The sequence below is a fragment of the Enterobacter sp. 302C9 genome, from assembly GCF_034106085.1.
Lineage (GTDB): Bacteria > Pseudomonadota > Gammaproteobacteria > Enterobacterales > Enterobacteriaceae > Enterobacter > Enterobacter asburiae_B.
Genome location: NZ_JAWNBW010000008.1, coordinates 41611 through 60314, shown reverse-complemented (window position 1 = coordinate 60314; position 18704 = coordinate 41611). Strand labels below are relative to the sequence as shown.

General features: G+C 45.3%; 17 protein-coding genes. 8 read left to right on the top strand and 9 right to left on the bottom strand.

Going from position 1 to position 18704, the window contains the following annotated elements; genetic code table 11:
• The first annotated feature begins 30 nt into the window (after nt 1–30).
• From silR to UR289_RS15510, 4 genes are all read left to right on the top strand, one after another.
• Nucleotides 31–711 carry a copper/silver response regulator transcription factor SilR gene (gene silR, locus UR289_RS15525; protein WP_023331518.1) on the top strand — a complete coding sequence of 227 codons (681 nt, stop codon included), beginning with the start codon at nt 31–33 and terminating at the stop codon, nt 709–711.
• Nucleotides 704–2179, top strand: a complete 1476-nt coding sequence (gene silS / locus UR289_RS15520) for a copper/silver sensor histidine kinase SilS (protein WP_023331519.1) — start codon at nt 704–706, stop codon at nt 2177–2179. The genes silR and silS overlap by 8 nt, the downstream gene beginning before the upstream one ends.
• 250 nt (nt 2180–2429) lie before the next feature.
• Nucleotides 2430–2861: a silver-binding protein SilE gene (silE, locus tag UR289_RS15515; protein ID WP_023165800.1), complete on the top strand. Its 432-nt coding sequence runs from the start codon at nt 2430–2432 to the stop codon at nt 2859–2861.
• Between the two features lie 147 nt (nt 2862–3008).
• Nucleotides 3009–3359, top strand: a complete 351-nt coding sequence (locus UR289_RS15510) for a DUF305 domain-containing protein (RefSeq protein WP_008786877.1) — start codon at nt 3009–3011, stop codon at nt 3357–3359.
• Between the two features lie 166 nt (nt 3360–3525).
• On the opposite strand, the gene UR289_RS15505 is transcribed toward UR289_RS15510, so the two are convergent.
• The 8 genes from UR289_RS15505 to UR289_RS15470 all read right to left on the bottom strand — a co-directional run bounded on the left by UR289_RS15505 (nt 3526) and on the right by UR289_RS15470 (nt 14858).
• Complete coding sequence (locus UR289_RS15505; RefSeq protein WP_320710819.1) at nt 3526–5352, bottom strand: AAA family ATPase; 1827 nt, start codon at nt 5350–5352, stop codon at nt 3526–3528.
• Between the two features lie 562 nt (nt 5353–5914).
• Entirely contained in the window at nt 5915–6214 is a 300-nt protein-coding gene (locus UR289_RS15500; protein WP_001097217.1) for a helix-turn-helix domain-containing protein, read from the bottom strand.
• A gap of 362 nt (nt 6215–6576) precedes the next feature.
• Nucleotides 6577–7503 (bottom strand): hypothetical protein, encoded by a 927-nt coding sequence (locus UR289_RS15495; RefSeq protein WP_320710818.1) that lies wholly within the window; start codon nt 7501–7503, stop codon nt 6577–6579.
• 11 nt (nt 7504–7514) lie between these two features.
• Nucleotides 7515–9071 carry a TnsD family Tn7-like transposition protein gene (locus tag UR289_RS15490; RefSeq protein WP_320710816.1) on the bottom strand — a complete coding sequence of 519 codons (1557 nt, stop codon included), beginning with the start codon at nt 9069–9071 and terminating at the stop codon, nt 7515–7517.
• A 41-nt stretch (nt 9072–9112) separates the two neighbouring features.
• The gene (locus tag UR289_RS15485; RefSeq protein WP_320710815.1) at nt 9113–10561 is read right to left on the bottom strand and encodes an ATP-binding protein; all 1449 of its coding nucleotides are present in this window, start codon (nt 10559–10561) and stop codon (nt 9113–9115) included.
• A complete protein-coding gene (locus UR289_RS15480; RefSeq protein WP_320710814.1) occupies nt 10561–12684 on the bottom strand; it encodes a transposase in 2124 nt (707 codons plus the stop codon). The genes UR289_RS15485 and UR289_RS15480 overlap by 1 nt, the downstream gene beginning before the upstream one ends.
• Entirely contained in the window at nt 12671–13513 is an 843-nt protein-coding gene (locus UR289_RS15475) for a TnsA endonuclease N-terminal domain-containing protein (protein ID WP_028018331.1), read from the bottom strand. Before UR289_RS15475 ends, UR289_RS15480 begins: the two co-directional genes overlap by 14 nt.
• A 142-nt stretch (nt 13514–13655) precedes the next feature.
• Nucleotides 13656–14858 carry an NAD(P)/FAD-dependent oxidoreductase gene (locus tag UR289_RS15470; protein WP_210867504.1) on the bottom strand — a complete coding sequence of 401 codons (1203 nt, stop codon included), beginning with the start codon at nt 14856–14858 and terminating at the stop codon, nt 13656–13658.
• A 228-nt stretch (nt 14859–15086) separates the two neighbouring features.
• Between UR289_RS15470 and pitA the strand changes: the two genes are divergently transcribed.
• The 3 genes from pitA (at nt 15087) to UR289_RS15455 (ending at nt 17537) form a co-directional block, all read left to right on the top strand.
• Nucleotides 15087–16586, top strand: a complete 1500-nt coding sequence (gene pitA, locus UR289_RS15465; protein WP_023309552.1) for an inorganic phosphate transporter PitA — start codon at nt 15087–15089, stop codon at nt 16584–16586.
• Nucleotides 16587–16762: 176 nt separating this feature from the next.
• On the top strand, nt 16763–17152 hold the full coding sequence (locus tag UR289_RS15460) for a polymorphic toxin type 44 domain-containing protein (RefSeq protein ID WP_029740249.1): 390 nt from the start codon (nt 16763–16765) through the stop codon (nt 17150–17152).
• A complete protein-coding gene (locus UR289_RS15455; RefSeq protein ID WP_320710812.1) occupies nt 17130–17537 on the top strand; it encodes a hypothetical protein in 408 nt (135 codons plus the stop codon). Before UR289_RS15460 ends, UR289_RS15455 begins: the two co-directional genes overlap by 23 nt.
• A 43-nt stretch (nt 17538–17580) precedes the next feature.
• Here the strand turns inward: UR289_RS15455 and uspB are convergent, their stop codons facing one another.
• A complete protein-coding gene (uspB, locus tag UR289_RS15450) occupies nt 17581–17916 on the bottom strand; it encodes a universal stress protein UspB (RefSeq protein ID WP_003861224.1) in 336 nt (111 codons plus the stop codon).
• Between the two features lie 282 nt (nt 17917–18198).
• Between uspB and uspA the strand changes: the two genes are divergently transcribed.
• Complete coding sequence (gene uspA / locus UR289_RS15445; RefSeq protein WP_003861223.1) at nt 18199–18636, top strand: universal stress protein UspA; 438 nt, start codon at nt 18199–18201, stop codon at nt 18634–18636.
• Nucleotides 18637–18704 lie beyond the last annotated feature (68 nt).

Below are 18704 nucleotides of genomic sequence, written 5' to 3'. Positions count from 1 at the left end.
AATGACCTTAGCAGCCAGCCGGGGAGCAAGATGAAAATATTGATCGTCGAAGACGAAATTAAAACAGGTGAATATCTCAGCAAAGGGCTTACAGAGGCAGGGTTCGTAGTGGATCACGCTGATAATGGTCTTACCGGATATCATCTCGCCATGACAGCCGAGTATGATTTAGTCATTCTGGACATCATGCTGCCTGATGTGAACGGCTGGGATATCATCCGCATGCTGCGCACTGCCGGAAAGGGTATGCCGGTCTTACTGCTGACGGCCCTCGGCACGATCGAACACAGGGTCAAAGGACTGGAACTGGGTGCGGACGATTATCTGGTTAAACCCTTTGCGTTTGCCGAACTGCTGGCCCGGGTGAGAACCCTTCTGAGGCGGGGAAACACGATGATCACGGAAAGCCAGTTGAAGGTGGCTGATCTCTCGATGGATCTCGTATCCAGAAAAGTCAGTCGCGCCGGAAACCGCATTGTGCTCACCAGTAAAGAGTTCAGCCTGCTGGAATTTTTCATTCGGCATCAGGGCGAGGTTCTTCCCCGCTCCCTGATTGCCTCTCAGGTCTGGGACATGAATTTTGACAGCGACACTAACGCGATTGATGTCGCCGTAAAGCGACTCCGCGCTAAAATAGACAACGATTACGGGACAAAGCTGATCCAGACTGTCCGGGGCGTGGGCTATATGCTGGAGGCCCCGGATGCATAGCAAACCTTCCAGGCGCCCTTTCTCACTCGCCCTGCGGCTGACCTTTTTTATCAGCCTGTCCACGATACTGGCTTTTATCGCCTTCACCTGGTTTATGCTGCATTCTGTTGAAAATCATTTTGCCGAGCAGGATGTCAGCGATCTTCAACAAATCAGCACTACCCTGAACCGTATACTGCAGTCCCCGGTGGATCCGGATGAAAAAAAAGTAAGCAAAATAAAGGAGTCGATTGCCAGCTACCGCAACGTTGCCCTTTTGCTCCTCAATCCCAGGGGGGAAGTGCTCTTTAGTTCAGCGCAGGGGGCGGCACTACGCCCGGCCGTGAATTCCGCAGATTTTAGCGAGCACAGCCGCGCACGGGATGTCTTTCTCTGGACGGTGGAGGATCCTGCGAGACCGATGGATACCGGGTCTGAAATGAAGATGGAAACATACCGGATTATCGCCTCCTCTGGCCAGGCGATATTTCAGGGCAAACAGCAGAACTATGTCATGCTGACTGGCCTCTCCATTAATTTCCATCTCCATTACCTCGATGCGCTGAAAAAAAATCTGATTGCGATCGCCGTCGTGATAAGCCTGCTGATTGTTCTGATCATTCGCATCGCTGTCCGTCAGGGGCACCTGCCCCTTCGTAATGTCAGCAATGCCATTAAAAACATCACCTCCGAGAATCTTGATGCGCGGCTGGAACCGACACGCGTTCCCATTGAGCTGGAGCAGCTGGTTATCTCGTTCAATCATATGATTGGAAAGATTGAGGATGTCTTTACCCGCCAGGCCAATTTCTCTGCCGATATCGCGCACGAGATCAGAACGCCCATCACCAATCTGGTGACGCAGACTGAAATCGCACTGAGTCAGGATCGAACCCAGAAGGAACTTGAGGATGTCCTCTACTCCAGTCTTGAAGAGTATAACCGGATGACCAAAATGGTCAGCGACATGCTGTTTCTGGCGCAGGCGGACAATAATCAGCTGATACCTGACAGGGTCCGGTTTGACCTCAGAGCAGAAGTCATGAAAGTCTTCGAGTTTTTCGAAGCCTGGGCCGAAGAACGCAATATCACGCTCAAATTTAACGGAATGCCCTGCCTGGTTGAGGGAGATCCACAAATGTTCAGAAGAGCGATCAATAATCTGTTATCCAATGCCCTGCGTTATACCCCGGAGGGACAGGCCATCACCGTCTCAATAAGAGAGCAGGAGAGTTTTTTTGACCTTGTGATTGAAAATCCGGGGAAACCAATCCCTGAAGAACATTTATTAAGGCTTTTTGACCGTTTTTATCGGGTGGATCCGTCCAGACAACGAAAAGGAGAAGGCAGCGGCATCGGCCTTGCGATTGTAAAGTCAATCGTGGAAGCACATCACGGAAGAGTGCGGGTGGAATCGGACGTACGCTCAACGCGTTTTATCTTATCCGTGCCCAGACTGGAGAAAATGATCCCGGAAATCCAATGCTGAGAATAAAGATTTAAATGACAAAGATGTCATTAGCCTGTCATGCAGCAAACAGAAGCCATTCGATATAATTAGTGCAACTTATCAGGAAGGCTGGATTGCTTCATCAATACCCGGCGTCAGAGTACGCCAGGAAATGAATATCCAGCCTTCTCCCGGAGAAATAAACGCTGCCGAACCTGTTTCAGTTATGGAACTGAAAACACCGGTTGTACTTCCCCGGACATCACTAATTCAGAAATGGAGAGTTATCATGAAAAATATCGTATTAGCATCTTTGCTGGGCTTTGGTTTAATTACATCGTCCTGGGCCACTGAAACCGTGAATATCCATGATCGCGTCAACAATGCACAGGCTCCTGCTCACCAGATGCAGTCTGCTGCGGCTCCTGTCGGGATCCAGGGGACTGCTCCTCGTATGACCGGTATGGACCAGCATGAACAGGCCATTATTGCTCATGAAACCATGACGAACGGCTCGGCGGATGCGCACCAGAAAATGGTGGAAAGTCATCAGAAGATGATGGGAAATAACACAGTATCCACGACCGTCCCGTCAACATCTTACACGGCGATGAATGAGCATGAAAGAGCAGCGGTTGCCCATGAATTCATGAATAACGGGCAATCCGGCCCACATCAGGCCATGGCCGAAGCGCACCGCCGCATGATCAATGCAGGCTGAATGCGACTGTAGTATCCGTGCTTTTACCCTTTCCTTGATAGAATATTCCTTAACCGGATATGTTGTGAGATTTTTGCCCCCGTCAGGGGGCTTTTTTATCTGACTCAGCTACAATTAACCGGTACCTACCTGAAAAGGATTTATTAAATGAAAATCAAAAACACCCTTTTTGTAATATTAATGTTATCCCTGCCAGCCATTTCTGCTGAACATTCGGAAATGAAAATGTCAGATATGCACTCATCGGCATCGTCACAGGAATATATGGCTGGCATGAAAGACATGCATGACAAAATGATGGCCGCCGTTAATGAGCCCGATCCCGATAAGGCCTTTGCAAAAGGTATGATCGCACACCATGAAGGAGCAATAGCAATGGCTGAGACCGAACTTAAATACGGAAAAGATCCCGAAATGAGAAAGCTTGCGCAGGACATCATTAAAGCTCAGAAAGGTGAAATCGAGCAGATGAATAAATGGCTTGGCAGTCAAAAATAAAGATTGCAAAAACGCCATAATAAGCGTAATTTTAATTCACTCCCGGGCACGGGAGCCTGTTAAACGTTAAATAATTAAAACCCGATTAATTTCGGGTTTTTTATATACTATACTCCGGTCCTTTGCTGTGGACCGGAATATATGCAGCAGCGATAATTTTTACACATTATCTCGTCATGGCAACAATATCGCTCAGGATCTCAACCAGCTCAATCCTTTCCTGCATTCCGTCATGATAGGTTGATCTTGAGATGATTCTTTCCGCTGTCATCCGGGGCCAGAATTTATCAAGCACATTATCGGGCTTCATTCCCACCGCCCGGCCAATTATTTTTTTAGCATCACAGGTGTCCGTAAACGTGACGGCTACACCGGTCATTTCTTCGATCAGATCCGGGCAGAGATAGTTCTCTATTTCACGTTTACGCGTGGCGAAGAATACCTTACCGGCATCCTCCACTTCTCTTTTACGTTTCTGAATGGACATAACCTGTGCAGGGTCTCCCCCAATATCGGAGTCCAGAAAAACGCACCAGGGAAGCCCCAGATCGTTGGCCAGATTCAATGTAACCCAGTGTTTGACGCTGCCACACCCTCCTATGATGACTGGCACTATTTTCACGTCCTCCAGAGAGGCTGGCAGCACACCTGACTGTTTTAATGAACTGGCCGCATGCCTCAGGAAAGTGACATCCGACTTTCCCTCTACCAGAACAATCCCCTGCGCCCTTTCCATACCGGTCTCTGGTAGCACCCCCAGGCTTTCAGTGGCTTCCTTCAGCACAGCGTCATCCGGCATTTTTACTACGGGTTCACCCGCCTCATTTCGGGTGACATAACGTACACCTTCGACAGGGATCAATCCGGCCAGCGCCGGGACATGGGTGGTGACGATAATCTGACGGTGCGGCTGGCCTGCCAGTGCCAGCAACGCTTTCATCAGCATCATCTGATAGTTTGGATGCTGTGACGTTTCAGGCTCTTCGATGGCATAAATCACGTTTCTGGGCGTCCCCGCGACATTCTTTTCAGCCTCAGCCCGGAAAAAATTCAACAGGATAAGCCTCCTTATCCCGCTGCCGCGCTTATTGATGGGGATGCCATTTTCCCCGTCCAGGGTGAAATTGAAGGTCCACTTGGGTTTTTCCTTAAATCGTGGAGTCAGTTCACTGGCGAGTTCGGGGGCCATTTCACGTAATTTATCCAGCGTTCTCTGTGCGACATCCAGTACGCTGTCCTGGATCTCATTTTCCAGCGCTGTAATTTTGTCCTGCAGCGCCGCCTGAGCGTCTTTTACGGCCTGCTGTAAGGGGTTTTTAGCTTCTGAATCCCCGTCGCTGCTTTCCCTGTCGGCTTTGAAAATCGCATACGTGGGCAGCAAGTCGAGGATCTTACCCCATAATGATTTTGTGTCGGTTCCAAACTCTTTATCGACATCCAGCAACATTTCCGAACAGGTATAGGGAGCGGCGGCTTCCCTGATGGCCTGACGCCATAACGATGCGGTGCGTTTATCCGCCACATTTTTTTCAACTTCTTTTCCCACCGCCTTGAGTTCGGAAATTTTCATGCCCAGTAAATTTCTCAGGGGCTCCTCATCCGGGTGGATGCAGCGGATGCAGGTCTGCTCCGGTTTTCCTGAGGTCGTTGCTTTAAACGTTTTGACGATTTCAAAATTGCCGTCTTCATTCAGCAGATGTTCTGAGGCGAGCGTGGTCTGCACCCTGTCGTCGATCATGATAAAATCGGGCAGATCATCGAATTCACAGGCTATTTCAAAACGGCCCTCCCCTTCTCTCAGGCTGAAACAGTTCATGTCATTCTTGTCAGCCTTCATTCCTTCTGTTTCAAAAAAAATAGCCAGCGCTTCCAGAAGCGTTGATTTCCCAAAGTCATTACGACCAACAATGCCCGTCATGCCTTCATCAATAATGATTTCAGTAGAGTTTCTGTAGCCTCTGAAGTTTTTCAGTTTTAATTTTTTGAGCCGCATATGAAGTCCTGTGTGTAAGAAAGCGTTTTGCTGCAACCTGAATACAAAATATATTTTCAAATGCCTGCCAGCATGCAGGGATAACCGTTATTGAGAATATCTTAACGACATTTCTGGATTATGATCTGGTCGCGCTTTCTGAACTTTACTGCTCCTCAAAACACCGGAAGCCAACTTGTGGTTCGATACATGGCTAAGTTAAAACTCCAGAATGATGGGTAATAATTTCAATGCTCATTATATTTTTTGGAACTGACTCATGGCTTTTATGACTTAAATGATAATAATACACATTCTTTGATATTAATTATGTCGTACGGACATTGATAAATTTAAAGGTAGATAGATTTTCATTTACGGATCATTTCCTAAATTCATCGATAATGTGATCGACATAAAATTTTCATTTAAGAGTGAAGAGATAATTTATGGTTGTCCGAAACAGCTTAAACTGGTGTATTTAACATAACAGAAGAAACGAAAGGCTTCATAGCAACCTGATACTTCAGGCCGCTAAGGGGTTAATATTGCTGCAGATAATTAGACCGGGAAGCGCATGGCGTCACCATTTCTCCCGCCTGGCTGGAAGTGAAGAATCATTGTGCAAAGCTCCGTATTCGGGCTTTGCATCTGACAATGGTTCCCTGGATGAAAGTACGATCTCCACTCCAAGGACGCTGAACACTCTAAACAAACGCTCAAAACCCACACTTGCAGGGTTGGCCTCCAGTCGGGCATAAGTTTGCTGTGTTACACCCAAACGTTCAGAAACATCTCTTTGCGTCAGTCCATTGGCTTTGCGAAAGCCGATTAAAACAGGACGCAACTGATTCAAGGTCTTCAAAGCGTATTGAGTGTTCATAAGTGATCTTCCGTATCGACGGGTTAACAAGCACAACGAATGGATTTACAGCAGATAAGCTGTAATACTCATTAACAGACTATAGGCTGTAATACGCCTCTTGCCAAGATTCGGCATCTTTCAAAAACAAGGCCGTGTTGAGTAAGCAGTACTGGTATCTAACACCCCTGACCACTTTGCTTGAGAGTGACCCAGTGACATTTATCGTGATCGTAGGTCTTTTAGACGTTGTTGCTAACCGGCATCATACTCAGGTGGTAACCCCCAAGGATACTCGGGAAGTGATAATTTATTCCCGCCCTAATCAAAATATATAACCCTATCTTATTAGCTTTCTTAGTAGTTTATAAATGAAGTAAAAATTAGCGAAGAAGCTTTACATTAAAAAGTGAGCAAAAATTTTTACCATTGAACCGGCAAAATTTGCAATCTGCGGCTCTTAGCCTAAGAAAATCCACATTAACAGAATAATCATCAAGTCCAACAGAGGCATAACTTACGTCCTCGAATAAATCGGTAATAAATGAGTTGAAATTACAAAAATTAACCTCACTCAATATCCTGAACACCGCAGAAATATAACTACTATGCATTATCCTGACTTCAATAACCTTTAATAAACTAGAATGCGATTTACTTTTAAAGAGGTCAAAGAGAAAGTAAACCAGCTCATTTTTATTGTCAGAAATCCATTTTAAAATTTTATCCCTGGCACATGGCAATAAATACACTGGAGTTTTGAAAGGATTTGAAATGTCAACCACAAGGGAACAATAACCATGAGGATTTATTCCACTTATAATTAAGTCACTAAGTCCTTTCACTGCATCCAAATAGTTGTCAAAACAAACCTCATATAAACAGGTACTATGAGCTGCACATTTAGATTCAAACAACCATCTATGACGAAGATAACCAATGCCTTTAGAGTGTATATCTTCAATAATACATTTATGGCAGTAACGAATCTTTGAGATGTTTACCAATGGATATGAATTAGTTATGTGTAAATTATTTCGACAGGCATCTTCAACAGCGTTGAAATACCCGTAAACACCAGAAGATAACGACACTATATTGGAAGTTAGTATATAACCATTTCTTGTGGCAAGAATGTCATATATATCCTGCAAACTATGCAATTTGTACATATCAATCAGTTCGAGCCGAGGAAAGGCATCGTACCTTAGTTCACCATGCTTAGATATTATGTTCCTGCAATTGGATAAGTTATACATTATCTGTGAACGCAGAAGAAAACTGTGCCACAATTCATTTTCGTAAACCATATCACTCCCTCTTATTTAATTAGATTCTTTTTCCTGAGAAGTGTCATTGTCATTGGTAGTTTATCTCTGTATTTCAAAAGCCAGTTATGCCCCCCCAGTAAAGCATCCAGGCTTGTAAGTGACATCGGGTATTGCCCCTGAGATAAAACATCATTTATTAATGATGATGAGATTATATCTCTCTCGCTCCAGTCTACTCTTTTATTTCTATAGCATCGTACTGCTTTAGGAAGACAGGAATTAAGCCAACCATTTTCATGTTTATTTAGCCAATAGAAACTAGCATAACAACTTTCCTTGACTAGCTTTCGCGTTACAGAAACGGATTGATTATGTATAAATCTTAATATTTTCTGCTTATGACGCCGTCTTAAAGAATCTTTTTTACATTTTTTACGCCATGAGCATAAACCGTAACAAGATGAAATTACAGAGGATACAGTTCCTTCCGATAATGAGTTTTTCTCAGCTATGGATGCCAGACTAAACCCCCTTACAGCCATAGACTTGATAAGCAATTCAGTGAATATATTAATTTTTGTGTTTCGCTTAAACGCCCTCAGGTATTTTTTATAAATAAGTGTTTTAATGTAACATCTGCTGCGATTAAATTCTCTCCCAAGGATGCTAACACTAGTATTATTTTCAGCCATATGAAAGCTGTATTCCTTATGGCTTTTAAAGATTTCTTTCTTTTTATTAGGACTACTTCCTGCATACGTTGGCCAGCAAGTATTTAACAAACAATAACAAAGCAAAAGGTGCTTTGTGGGATGCTGACAACATTTATCTTTGAGTATAGGCTCCCAGTAGTGATAATCAGTAAGGGATGTCGGTAGAAGCTCCGATGAACCCTCCCCAAATAACTGGCACTTAGCATAAACATATGCGTAAAATACATTTTGCTTCAGATTCCCGTCCAATGATAATAAATTTAACTTTTTAAGTACATCCATGTAATTTGGGTGACAAATTTCTTTTCTTCTGATTATATTTATGGACTCATAACAAAATTTAGCAAAATCGAAGTCTGTCTCATTGCTGAGTTGTTCTGTATACGAAACAGGAGGCATCAGTCCAATACGTATGTGCGGTGCAGAAGGGACATTGATGCTTTCAAGCACTACCTGGTGCCGATGGCAGGTTGTAACCCCATGAAGTTGATGCGCCAGATGCCAATAAGTAACACCATAATGAAAAGTATCTTCACGAGCGCAAACCGGGCAAAACTTCAATAGTGTCCGCTGTCCTAGTGAAAAATTACTAAGGCGGCACAATCGATTAAGCCTGGCAGGGGTCGTGTTGAAATCCATAATTTCATTACGACTGATTGGTAGTGCCCAGGCAAACAGAGGGAGTAAAGTCTGTTCATGCCAGAGCTGTTCTGCACTTTCGGATGTATGAAGAGAAATAGCCTTTAATCCTGAATTGAGAATTGGATGGACGCTCATATCAGGTTTGTGGAAAATGATCGTTAACAGAGAAGATGGGGACATACCGTACACGGTAGCTGTCCGACAAAACCGACTGAACAAGGATTCATCAGGTAAAACAGACAACATTCTCATTTACCCCACCTCTCTTTGACCGTTACGAACTGATGACCTCATTACAATTTATTAAGTGGATCTGTATTTATAAGCCCGCAACGCTGAAGAGCATCGTAGGTATTTTTCTTTTCAGCTGTTCTGGTGATAACAAGATCATGGTCAAGAGACAGTATTTTCTCGTCGAAATTGCGCATAACCTCGTCTATTTTTCTTACGAATTCCTTGTGCTGTGGCCTGTCTATATCTCCAGGGATCAAAGCTTTTAAGGGCCTCTCTGACATGAACTTAGCCGAAGCATCACTTTCATTAGATGCAGAGAGCCATTTGGCTTCCTCGTCTTCAGTCGCTGCCCCCGGGAGTAAAGTATCCTTATATTCCTCCGTATGGCTTACGAGTACCGGTACAGAGGCCGACAAGACTGCACCAGTTATGATTTCATTACCGCTACCGATAACCTTTAATTGTGCCCCCCGATAAATCATCTGAGCCAATCCAATGTTGCCTTTAGATAAAATGAATAATTTTTCGTTTAACTCATCATTTAATGGTGTTTCAACATTTGTCCATTGTAATGGCCATAAATAATGAATAAACGATTGCCAGTCTTGTGAGTCGTATCTGACATTTGAAATTTTCATGTAACCACCAGACTCTGCCCGCCTGGCAATTCTCATTTTCTTTGTCAGAGTCTCGTCAAAAGGATGATTTCCACAAAAAACCATAGATACCCCCATCGAATCTACAATTTCATGTAAAAAATCAATCAACTTACTCTCACCTCCAGTTCTTGAAAATTTTAGCCTCTGCATTTCATCAATAACAAGGATACCTAAAAATGATGATTTTATTCTTTGCGCAATCTGGCGAGCCAGAGCACCATTTCTAATCTCTGGTGTAGTTCGTTCAATACCAATTGCTTCATCTAATTTTTGTAAAATCTCTTCACAAAGGTCTCTCACACTTGAGTTGTATGGACAATTAATCTTTACCCATACGATTTGCTTACTGAAGCCGGGAAAAACTCCTTTATAGCTGCTGTGTTCTATAATCTGAGGGAAATGATCCATGACTTGCTCGATCATGGTAGTTTTTCCAGAACCACTCATTCCAACTATCGTAATGGTTTCAGCCTGGGATTTAAAATATCCACTTTCGGGTTCAATATCAGGACGCTCAGTCCCATAGTAATGAAGATATTGAATAGTTCCGCTTTTTAAAGGATTACGGGCTGCATAGCTTTCCCTAAGTGCCCGTAAAATCATTTTATAAGCCTGGATAAGATTGGTTTGAGGGCAACGGAATTTCTTTATACGTTCGACATACTGCTCTCTAACATTCGCCGGGGCAGTCCAGCGGATTTTTTCGTCAATTTCGGGAAAATAACTCATTTCCAGAAGTACTTCATCTTCCGTAAGCGCTTCAGGAAGTGCTTCAATTAAGGGGTTGCCACGATACTCAGGTAACTCCTGTTCTTTATATATCGCTGAAACGCTCCGTATAAGGTTCATTATTCTGCGTCCTCAGTCTTCTTCTTACCTTTTAACCATCTTTGTTTCTCCTCCCGGCCAGGCAAAAGCAGAACCTTACTGGATGACGGAAGTAGGGGTTCAGGTCTTCCATTAGCAACATCAGTTCGCCCTAATGAATCAAGTTCATTTTTCCTGTTCTTTTTAATATCTTTACCATGTACCCGTCGAGATTCGTATATTTCATTTAATCTTTCGTTACCTTTCTTGTTAAAATCATCTTTATTATTGATATTGCTGAGTGAATCCAGAGTAAATAAATTAATTTCTTTTTGAGTATCTACCCAATCAGCCATTACATCTGTATCAAGATGAGCTTTACCTTTAAATATATCTCTTTTCTTAAGCAGGTAATGCTTTTTGAAAATGCTATTTTTGTCAAATCTTACATATATATAATCTACGCAATTGTCATCTATTCTTGCTTCACAAGTGGTTCTTCCAAATACTCTGGCACCTGATGCAATGTCTGGATCACATTCATAAAAAAGATTATTGTACTGAATCCCACCGGCGGTAATGTTAGCGTTCACAGGGATCAACAATCGTGCGATCACTTCGTCGGCCCCAACGGCTCTTGCGCTGAATCTCCCGTGCTTTAAGCTTATCATCCAACTATTTTTTGGTGATATTACGAGATCATTTTCAATCAGTAAGGGATTGATATAAGCCAGTTCTTCATATGTTCTCTGATTATGTGCAAGTATCTCCCGAATCAGTAAAGACGTGACCTCCTGAATCGTTAAACAAGCCCTGGATTGCGGTGTTGGCTCTCCTTTAACAATCTTACCCCTTCGTGTTGTTCCAATAAGCCTATGAATAACTTCATCATTTAGAATACCGAAACAGCGTTCAACAATGCTTTTTCTGTCGCCTCTACCGACTGGCGCAAACTCAAGTTTTGTCAGGGGGGTCATCTTTTCCTGAGGTTTAAGACCAATCATCTCCCCGTTGTCACACATCAATGTTAATGGAATATGAGAACAAGGCCAATCATCATTAGTAATAGAGATTCCAAATAATCTACAATATTCTTTTTTTGGCATAAAGCAATTTGCTAACGCTTGTCGGGCAGCTCGCCATGAAGCATGGTATAAAGAAACATGAAGGCCAACAATCATTCTTGTTGCGCGATCCACCACTGTATAAATAGTTGGGCGCCCAATGACTTTTCGTCTGTTTAAACTCGAAATAAGATGTACATCAGCGACAGTTGAGTCTATTTCGAAAACATCACCCGGTAAAACAGTTGTATTAGCCGCACTACCTAAAAGCGCCCGCATTTTGAGGTCTATTTCTTTTTTCGTGTTCTTCTTCTTTATCGAGAAATCTTTAGTGAAGAGTTTTTTATTCCAGTATGAAAATTGTTTTAAAGAAGGAACATATGGAGCTCTATTTTCTAAGTTTGCTGTTTTAATTTCATCCCTAAAATACAAATCAATATGTCTCTCTAATGTTTTCTTTATCGTATCTCCGTTAACTTTATAATGATACATAATGAGAGATTTTCTAATATTATTTATATCTCTTTCATTAAGAATGAAACCACGTGAACGTTCATTAGGTAATGCTCTGTTTTTCTTGGAATTCCCAAGTTGAATTTCATGTTTGATTCTACTTTTCCCAGCGGCACCACAGTTCGAGAATGCGGGTAGTAATGCATAAACATCCTGCCCATGTCGCCAGTACAACGCCAGAAGCGTTCTGATAGTATATTGTGATATTTTTTTATTTCTGGAGTAGTCCATTAAAAGGTGAGACTTTTTATGTAATGCATAGTCGAACAGAAACATTCTGTCATCTACAAGATCTTTAATGATATTGTAATTTTCATCTCGCCTTCCCCTGTCTTCATCTGTTATTTCTTTCTCATCTACTAACATATCTGAAGGGTATATATAATCTTTACAAGTTATGCTATTTGATTCAATATAATATTTAAACAATGAAAATGAGAAAGGAATTGGCTTACCAGTTCTTTCTGATTTTATTTTAAACAAAATTAACAAATCAACCTTTTTGTCAAAATCCAAAACACGATAAAGCCCCTCTGCAAGCAAATCAGTGCCTTGAGAGAGCCAGACTGAATTTCTAATAATATCCATTTGCGTTCAGTCCTATATAGTGGCCATTGGATATTATCTTTATCAGACCGGTTTCGAGTATTGGATATGATAAATCAATTTTTATCATTTTTAATCCAATCATTGCCTGCAATAACATCATCGCTTCTTGTGCATCTACCCCAATGATTGATGAAATCATTGCACGTAGTCCCACTATGGGATAAACATCTGGTTTAAGCTTCCATAGGATTTTATCAAGAGGATATTTATCATAAAATACAGAACCATCTCTTAATACAGAAGTAACCCAACAAATATTTTTACCGACGACGTTATTGAGTTCCGAGCCAACATAAATTTGAAACTCAACATCAATCAACTGCCAAAACATCCTCTCTATTTCAAGTTTTTGGGCTTCGCGTTCAGGTATGCTCTCGTTTTGTTTTACTGCTATAGCTTTGTATCGAAGTCCGCCTTCAGGAGTTCTCAAGGTCAGTAAAAAATCGGTTGTCATAACATTCAGAACTTCGACAGGTACTCCTCTTACTCCCCTCACCATAGGATGTTGAAAATGTAGATGATTTGCTATTTGTTGGGTAAGCCGGAGAGGAAAGAGTGGGAATTGTTCCCGGATATCAATCACCGAGTCATTAAACTCAGCCAGATAGAAAAAGTTACTTTCGACAGAAGAAAGGAGATGATGGTTTCGAAACGTCTTAAGGCCAAAGACTATCGAACGGTTTCCACGGGATTTAACGTCCTGAGCTCTAAGCCAGGGCTGATAACTTTGGCCATAGCCCACTCCTATGCCGTCACCTAGCGCATTTTCATAATCCAAATAGGATTTGAGACGCCTACCCCTACCCATGATCGTACCCAAAAAACGACATTGATACGTACCTATATGTGCATTTTATAGTCTCCAACCCTATAACCACACATTCAGTAAGTATACAACATTAGCGTCGTTTTTTGAGAATGGTTACAACTTTAGTGCTTTGTGTACAACTTTATTGTCTTCGGACATCTGCCAGCGCCTGAGCGCACGCCCAGGCACTTGCCCATGCCCACTGGAAGTTGTACCCGCCGAGCCAGCCGGTGACGTCCATCACTTCGCCAATAAAATAGAGCCCCGGCACGTTGCGCGCTTCCATGGTGCGGGACGAGAGCTCATTCGTGTCAACGCCACCCAGCGTCACTTCTGCGGTGCGGTAGCCTTCGGTGCCGTTTGGCTGAACGCGCCAGTTTGTCAGGGTCTCGACCAGCGTTTCCTGCTCGCGGCTGTTAAGCTGCTTGAGCGACACGTCCGGGATCTGCCCCAGCGCCTGCAAACATTCCACCAGACGTTTTGGCAGCTGCATTGCCAGGGTGTTTTTCAGGCTTTGATTCGGGTGCGCAGTACGCTGCTCGTTAAGGAACGCGTCGAGATCGCAATCGGGAAGCAGGTTAACCGTGACAAACTCCCCCGGCTGCCAGTAGCTGGAGATTTGCAGTACCGCCGGGCCGGAGAGGCCGCGATGGGTAAAGAGCAGATTTTCGCGGAACACCGTCCCGTCTTCGGCGGTAATGACCGAGGGAACGGACACGCCAGACAGCGTCTGAAGCTGTTCAAGAAGCGGTTTATGCAGCGTAAATGGCACCAGCCCGGCGCGAGTGGGCAAGACTTTCAGGCCAAACTGTTCGGCAATCTTATAGCCGAACGGGGAGGCGCCCAGCCCCGGCATCGACAGGCCGCCGCTGGCGATCACCAGGCTATCCGCACTGACGGTTTCACCGTTCAGCTGCAGCGTATAGCCCTGGTCGTCGCGGGCGACTTCCAGCACTTCCGTGCGCAGGCGCATGACGACGCCGCCCTTCTCGCACTCGGCCACCAGCATATCGACAATCTGCTGCGCGGAGTCGTCGCAGAACAGCTGCCCCAGCGTCTTTTCATGCCACGCGATACCGTGCTTACCCACAAGGTCGATAAAATCCCATTGGGTGTAGCGCGCCAGCGCAGATTTACAAAAATGACGGTTTTGGCTCAAATAGGCCGCGGGTTCAACATACAGATTAGTAAAGTTGCAGCGCCCACCGCCGGACATCAGGATCTTACGGCCGGGCTTTTTACCGTTATCCAGCAGCAGCACGCGACGACCCGCCTGTCCGGCCATTGCCGCACAAAACATACCCGCCGCACCGGCGCCAATTACCACGGCATCAAACCTTTCCACGTCAAAACCCTCTTTGTTAACTGCCGCGGATTGTAAAGTTTCCTCTGTGGTCACACCAGCGTAAAAAGATATTACAAAGCCATTCCATTGAAATTTAAAGAATATCCTTTCTGGCGCTTTTCTCAAATCAGGTGGTATGTCAAAAAAAGTCTATATTTCACTTTGCCCGCCGCGCATTTGTCCTGGATAATGCGCCGCGTTCATGTCCTCAAAATGGCGTAACGTCCTATGCTACATTTGTTTGCCGGCCTGGATTTACATACCGGGCTTTTATTATTGCTTGCTCTGGTTTTTGTACTGTTTTACGAAGCGATCAACGGCTTCCACGACACTGCAAACGCAGTAGCGACGGTTATCTACACTCGCGCAATGCGATCGCAGCTTGCGGTTGTTATGGCGGCGGTATTTAACTTTTTTGGTGTTCTCCTGGGCGGGCTGAGCGTTGCGTATGCCATCGTGCATATGCTACCAACGGATCTGCTGCTTAACGTTAGTTCTGGCCATGGCCTCGCTATGGTGTTCTCAATGCTGCTTGCTGCAATTATCTGGAACCTCGGTACCTGGTATTTTGGCCTGCCTGCATCCAGTTCTCACACCCTCATCGGCGCGATTATCGGTATCGGGTTAACCAACGCCCTGATGACCGGGACATCGGTTGTTGATGCGCTGAACCTGCCTAAAGTATTGGGCATTTTCGGCTCCCTGATCATCTCCCCTATCGTGGGTCTGGTAGTCGCGGGGGGATTGATTTTCATCCTGCGTCGCTACTGGAGCAACACGAAAAAACGTGCGCGTATCCACCTGACGCCAGCAGAGCGTGAAAAGAAAGACGGCAAGAAAAAGCCGCCGTTCTGGACGCGTATCGCCCTGATCATTTCTGCTATCGGCGTGGCCTTCTCTCACGGCGCGAACGACGGGCAGAAAGGCATTGGTCTGGTGATGCTGGTTCTGATCGGCGTCGCACCGGCAGGCTTCGTGGTGAACATGAACGCCTCGGGTTACGAAATCACCCGTACCCGCGATGCGGTCAACAACGTTGAAACCTATTTCCAGCAGCATCCTGACCTGCTGAAAAAAGCGACCGGCGTTGATCAATTGATCCCTTCTCCGGAAGCCGGTGCAACCACCGCGCCTGGCGAGTTCCACTGCCATCCGGCAAACGCGATTAACGCGCTGGAACGTGCGAAAGGCATGCTGGGCGATATCGAAAGCTACGACAAACTGGCTGTAGAACAGCGTGGTCAGCTTCGTCGTATCATGCTCTGTATCTCTGATGTGACCGATAAAGTCGCGAAGCTGCCAGAGGTGAATGGTGACGACAAACGTCTGCTGAAGAAACTGAAAAGCGATATGCTCAACACCATTGAGTACGCGCCAATCTGGATCATCATGGCCGTCGCGCTGGCGCTTGGTATCGGTACGATGATTGGCTGGCGTCGTGTGGCGACCACCATCGGCGAGAAGATCGGTAAGAAAGGCATGACCTATGCGCAGGGTATGTCCGCGCAGATGACGGCGGCAGTGTCTATCGGTCTGGCGAGCTACACCGGTATGCCGGTATCCACCACCCACGTACTCTCTTCGTCCGTGGCAGGTACCATGATTGTTGACGGTGGCGGTCTGCAGCGCAAAACCGTGACCAACATTCTGATGGCCTGGGTGTTCACCCTTCCGGCGTCCATCCTGCTGTCTGGCGGTTTGTACTGGATTTCGCTGAAGCTGATCTAATCGGTTTAGTGCGACAAAAAAGCGGGTCAGGAAAACTGACCCGCTTTTTTTATGGCAGCTTTTTTCCATGAAGTGTTTGATAACATGAGGATTTCCTGAACATTTTTTGTTCAATTTTAAAACACAGAAAAAACTATCATGGCGGCCAGAAGAAAAATCCAGACAAAGGAGAATGTATGGCTTCTGTCCCTATCTCAGGACCGGGTTCAATCGTTATAGCGAACAATATGCGTGAGGCACGCCTTAACGGAATGTCACGCAATATGGCTACGCCCTCAACGTATTATTGGTTCTACCAAAAAGTCCGAAATGGCGGTCCCTGGGATTATAAAAAATTCGACCCTTATTTTGCTGCATTTGGTAACTTCAACTTCGGAGCCGCCGGTACTGCGGCAGGTATCCCTGCAAACATCCTCCTTATGGGGGCAGGCTGGGCTCAAGGCCGGGCAGGTACCTCAAAACCGGAATGGGGAAAATGGTACGAAAAGCCGCCTTACGGAGACGACCCAACGGACCAACGCAACATCAGAGAAGGAATAGAGTATGCCATTCAAAACGGCTATTAAATGGATTCATCGCCTTGTTACCTTTTCACTTCTGGTTCTGGTCATTGGATTTTTCTGGTTAAACCATCAGCCCAATCAGCGAAATAGCGATGAGCTACAGCGCGTTTATAAATTATCCGATAGCGTCTGGCTCTATATGACCGTGAACAATCAGGATGGTGCAACCGTGCCCACAATCTACCGTTACTATCTCTCGGGGGCGCTTGCAGGGAAAGACCCTGATATTATCCATCAGCTTGCGATGAAGTATCCGGTAATCGAAGGTACAGGCACGATAACCTCGGCCAGTATTGATACAAGCGGGGAAGTGAACATTGCCTATAGCGGAAAGGTTATTTCGATTGAGAACAATATCTCCAGTCTCCGGTTCTCAGTTAAGCCCTGAGCCAGATGAAAGAAGGCGGGGCTTTCCCCGCCTGCTGTGATGCTCAGTGCCAAATCATCAATGCAATCATACTGACTACGACCAGCCCGCACAGGGCACTGGTCAAAATGAACTGACGACGCAGGCGCTCGCAGCGACGAATAAACTCTTCATCGTGATGATCGCGGTAGCGCTGGTAGTAGATGTACCCCACCAGACGCATCTGCTTGCTGGGCTGTCCATGCGAGGTGAAGAACCCTCCACCGTCCACATACTGATAAAGCAACGGATCGCAACCACGAAGTACCACTAACAGCGCACGTAACGATGAGAAGTAGCGCGCCATATTCACTATGCAAACCACGCATAACGCCCAAAACAATGCGACGGTGCTAATCATACATCCTCCCCGGCGTCCGCCCACGAAGCAAGGCTCCTGAGCTACCGCACCCCAATGCCCTGACAGACAGTTCAGTGAAAGAATGACCAAAATCGATCCGGTTCGCGTTTTAATATCCGAACGGCTCATTTAACAGTGTAGGAGATCCGTTAATTTTTTTGCCACAAGGTTAATCGTTATCAACACCAAAGCTTGAAAAATATGTTTAACTGGGCCGTAATGAAAGTATCAGACGACGGCATTCTCACTTAGTCATCGATAACTTAAGGAAGGAGTAACACTATGGCTTACAAACACATTCTCATCGCGGTTGACCTCTCTCCGGAGAGCAAAGTGCTGGTTGATAAAGCGGTATCCATGGCACGTCCCTACAACGCGAAAGTTTCGCTGATTCACGTTGACGTGAATTACTCCGACCTCTACACCGGTCTGATCGACGTGAATCTTGGCGATATGCAGAAACGCATCTCCGAAGAGACTCACCATGCCCTGAGCGAACTCTCCACCAACGCGGGCTATCCGATTACCGAAACCCTGAGCGGCAGCGGCGACCTGGGCCAGGTGCTGGTTGATGCGATTAAGAAATACGATATGGACCTGGTGGTTTGCGGTCATCATCAGGACTTCTGGAGCAAACTGATGTCTTCAGCGCGCCAGCTGATTAACACCGTTCACGTGGATATGCTGATTGTTCCACTGCGTGACGAAGAAGACGAGTAAGTGCGTTAAACTCCCCTCACCCTAACCCTCTCCCAAAGGGAGAGGGGATAGATCGAGGACACAGGCCG

Coding starts and splice junctions, on each gene's coding strand:
- uspA (WP_003861223.1), top strand. CDS start 18,199: ATGGCTTACAAACACATTCTCATCGCGGTTGACCTCTCTCCGGAGAGC.
- UR289_RS15500 (WP_001097217.1), bottom strand. CDS start 6,214: ATGAACACTCAATACGCTTTGAAGACCTTGAATCAGTTGCGTCCTGTT.
- UR289_RS15495 (WP_320710818.1), bottom strand. CDS start 7,503: ATGGTTTACGAAAATGAATTGTGGCACAGTTTTCTTCTGCGTTCACAG.
- pitA (WP_023309552.1), top strand. CDS start 15,087: ATGCTACATTTGTTTGCCGGCCTGGATTTACATACCGGGCTTTTATTA.
- silE (WP_023165800.1), top strand. CDS start 2,430: ATGAAAAATATCGTATTAGCATCTTTGCTGGGCTTTGGTTTAATTACA.
- UR289_RS15490 (WP_320710816.1), bottom strand. CDS start 9,071: ATGAGAATGTTGTCTGTTTTACCTGATGAATCCTTGTTCAGTCGGTTT.
- silR (WP_023331518.1), top strand. CDS start 31: ATGAAAATATTGATCGTCGAAGACGAAATTAAAACAGGTGAATATCTC.
- UR289_RS15510 (WP_008786877.1), top strand. CDS start 3,009: ATGAAAATCAAAAACACCCTTTTTGTAATATTAATGTTATCCCTGCCA.
- UR289_RS15485 (WP_320710815.1), bottom strand. CDS start 10,561: ATGAACCTTATACGGAGCGTTTCAGCGATATATAAAGAACAGGAGTTA.
- UR289_RS15505 (WP_320710819.1), bottom strand. CDS start 5,352: ATGCGGCTCAAAAAATTAAAACTGAAAAACTTCAGAGGCTACAGAAAC.
- UR289_RS15480 (WP_320710814.1), bottom strand. CDS start 12,684: ATGGATATTATTAGAAATTCAGTCTGGCTCTCTCAAGGCACTGATTTG.
- UR289_RS15460 (WP_029740249.1), top strand. CDS start 16,763: ATGGCTTCTGTCCCTATCTCAGGACCGGGTTCAATCGTTATAGCGAAC.
- silS (WP_023331519.1), top strand. CDS start 704: ATGCATAGCAAACCTTCCAGGCGCCCTTTCTCACTCGCCCTGCGGCTG.
- UR289_RS15475 (WP_028018331.1), bottom strand. CDS start 13,513: ATGGGTAGGGGTAGGCGTCTCAAATCCTATTTGGATTATGAAAATGCG.
- UR289_RS15455 (WP_320710812.1), top strand. CDS start 17,130: ATGCCATTCAAAACGGCTATTAAATGGATTCATCGCCTTGTTACCTTT.
- uspB (WP_003861224.1), bottom strand. CDS start 17,916: ATGATTAGCACCGTCGCATTGTTTTGGGCGTTATGCGTGGTTTGCATA.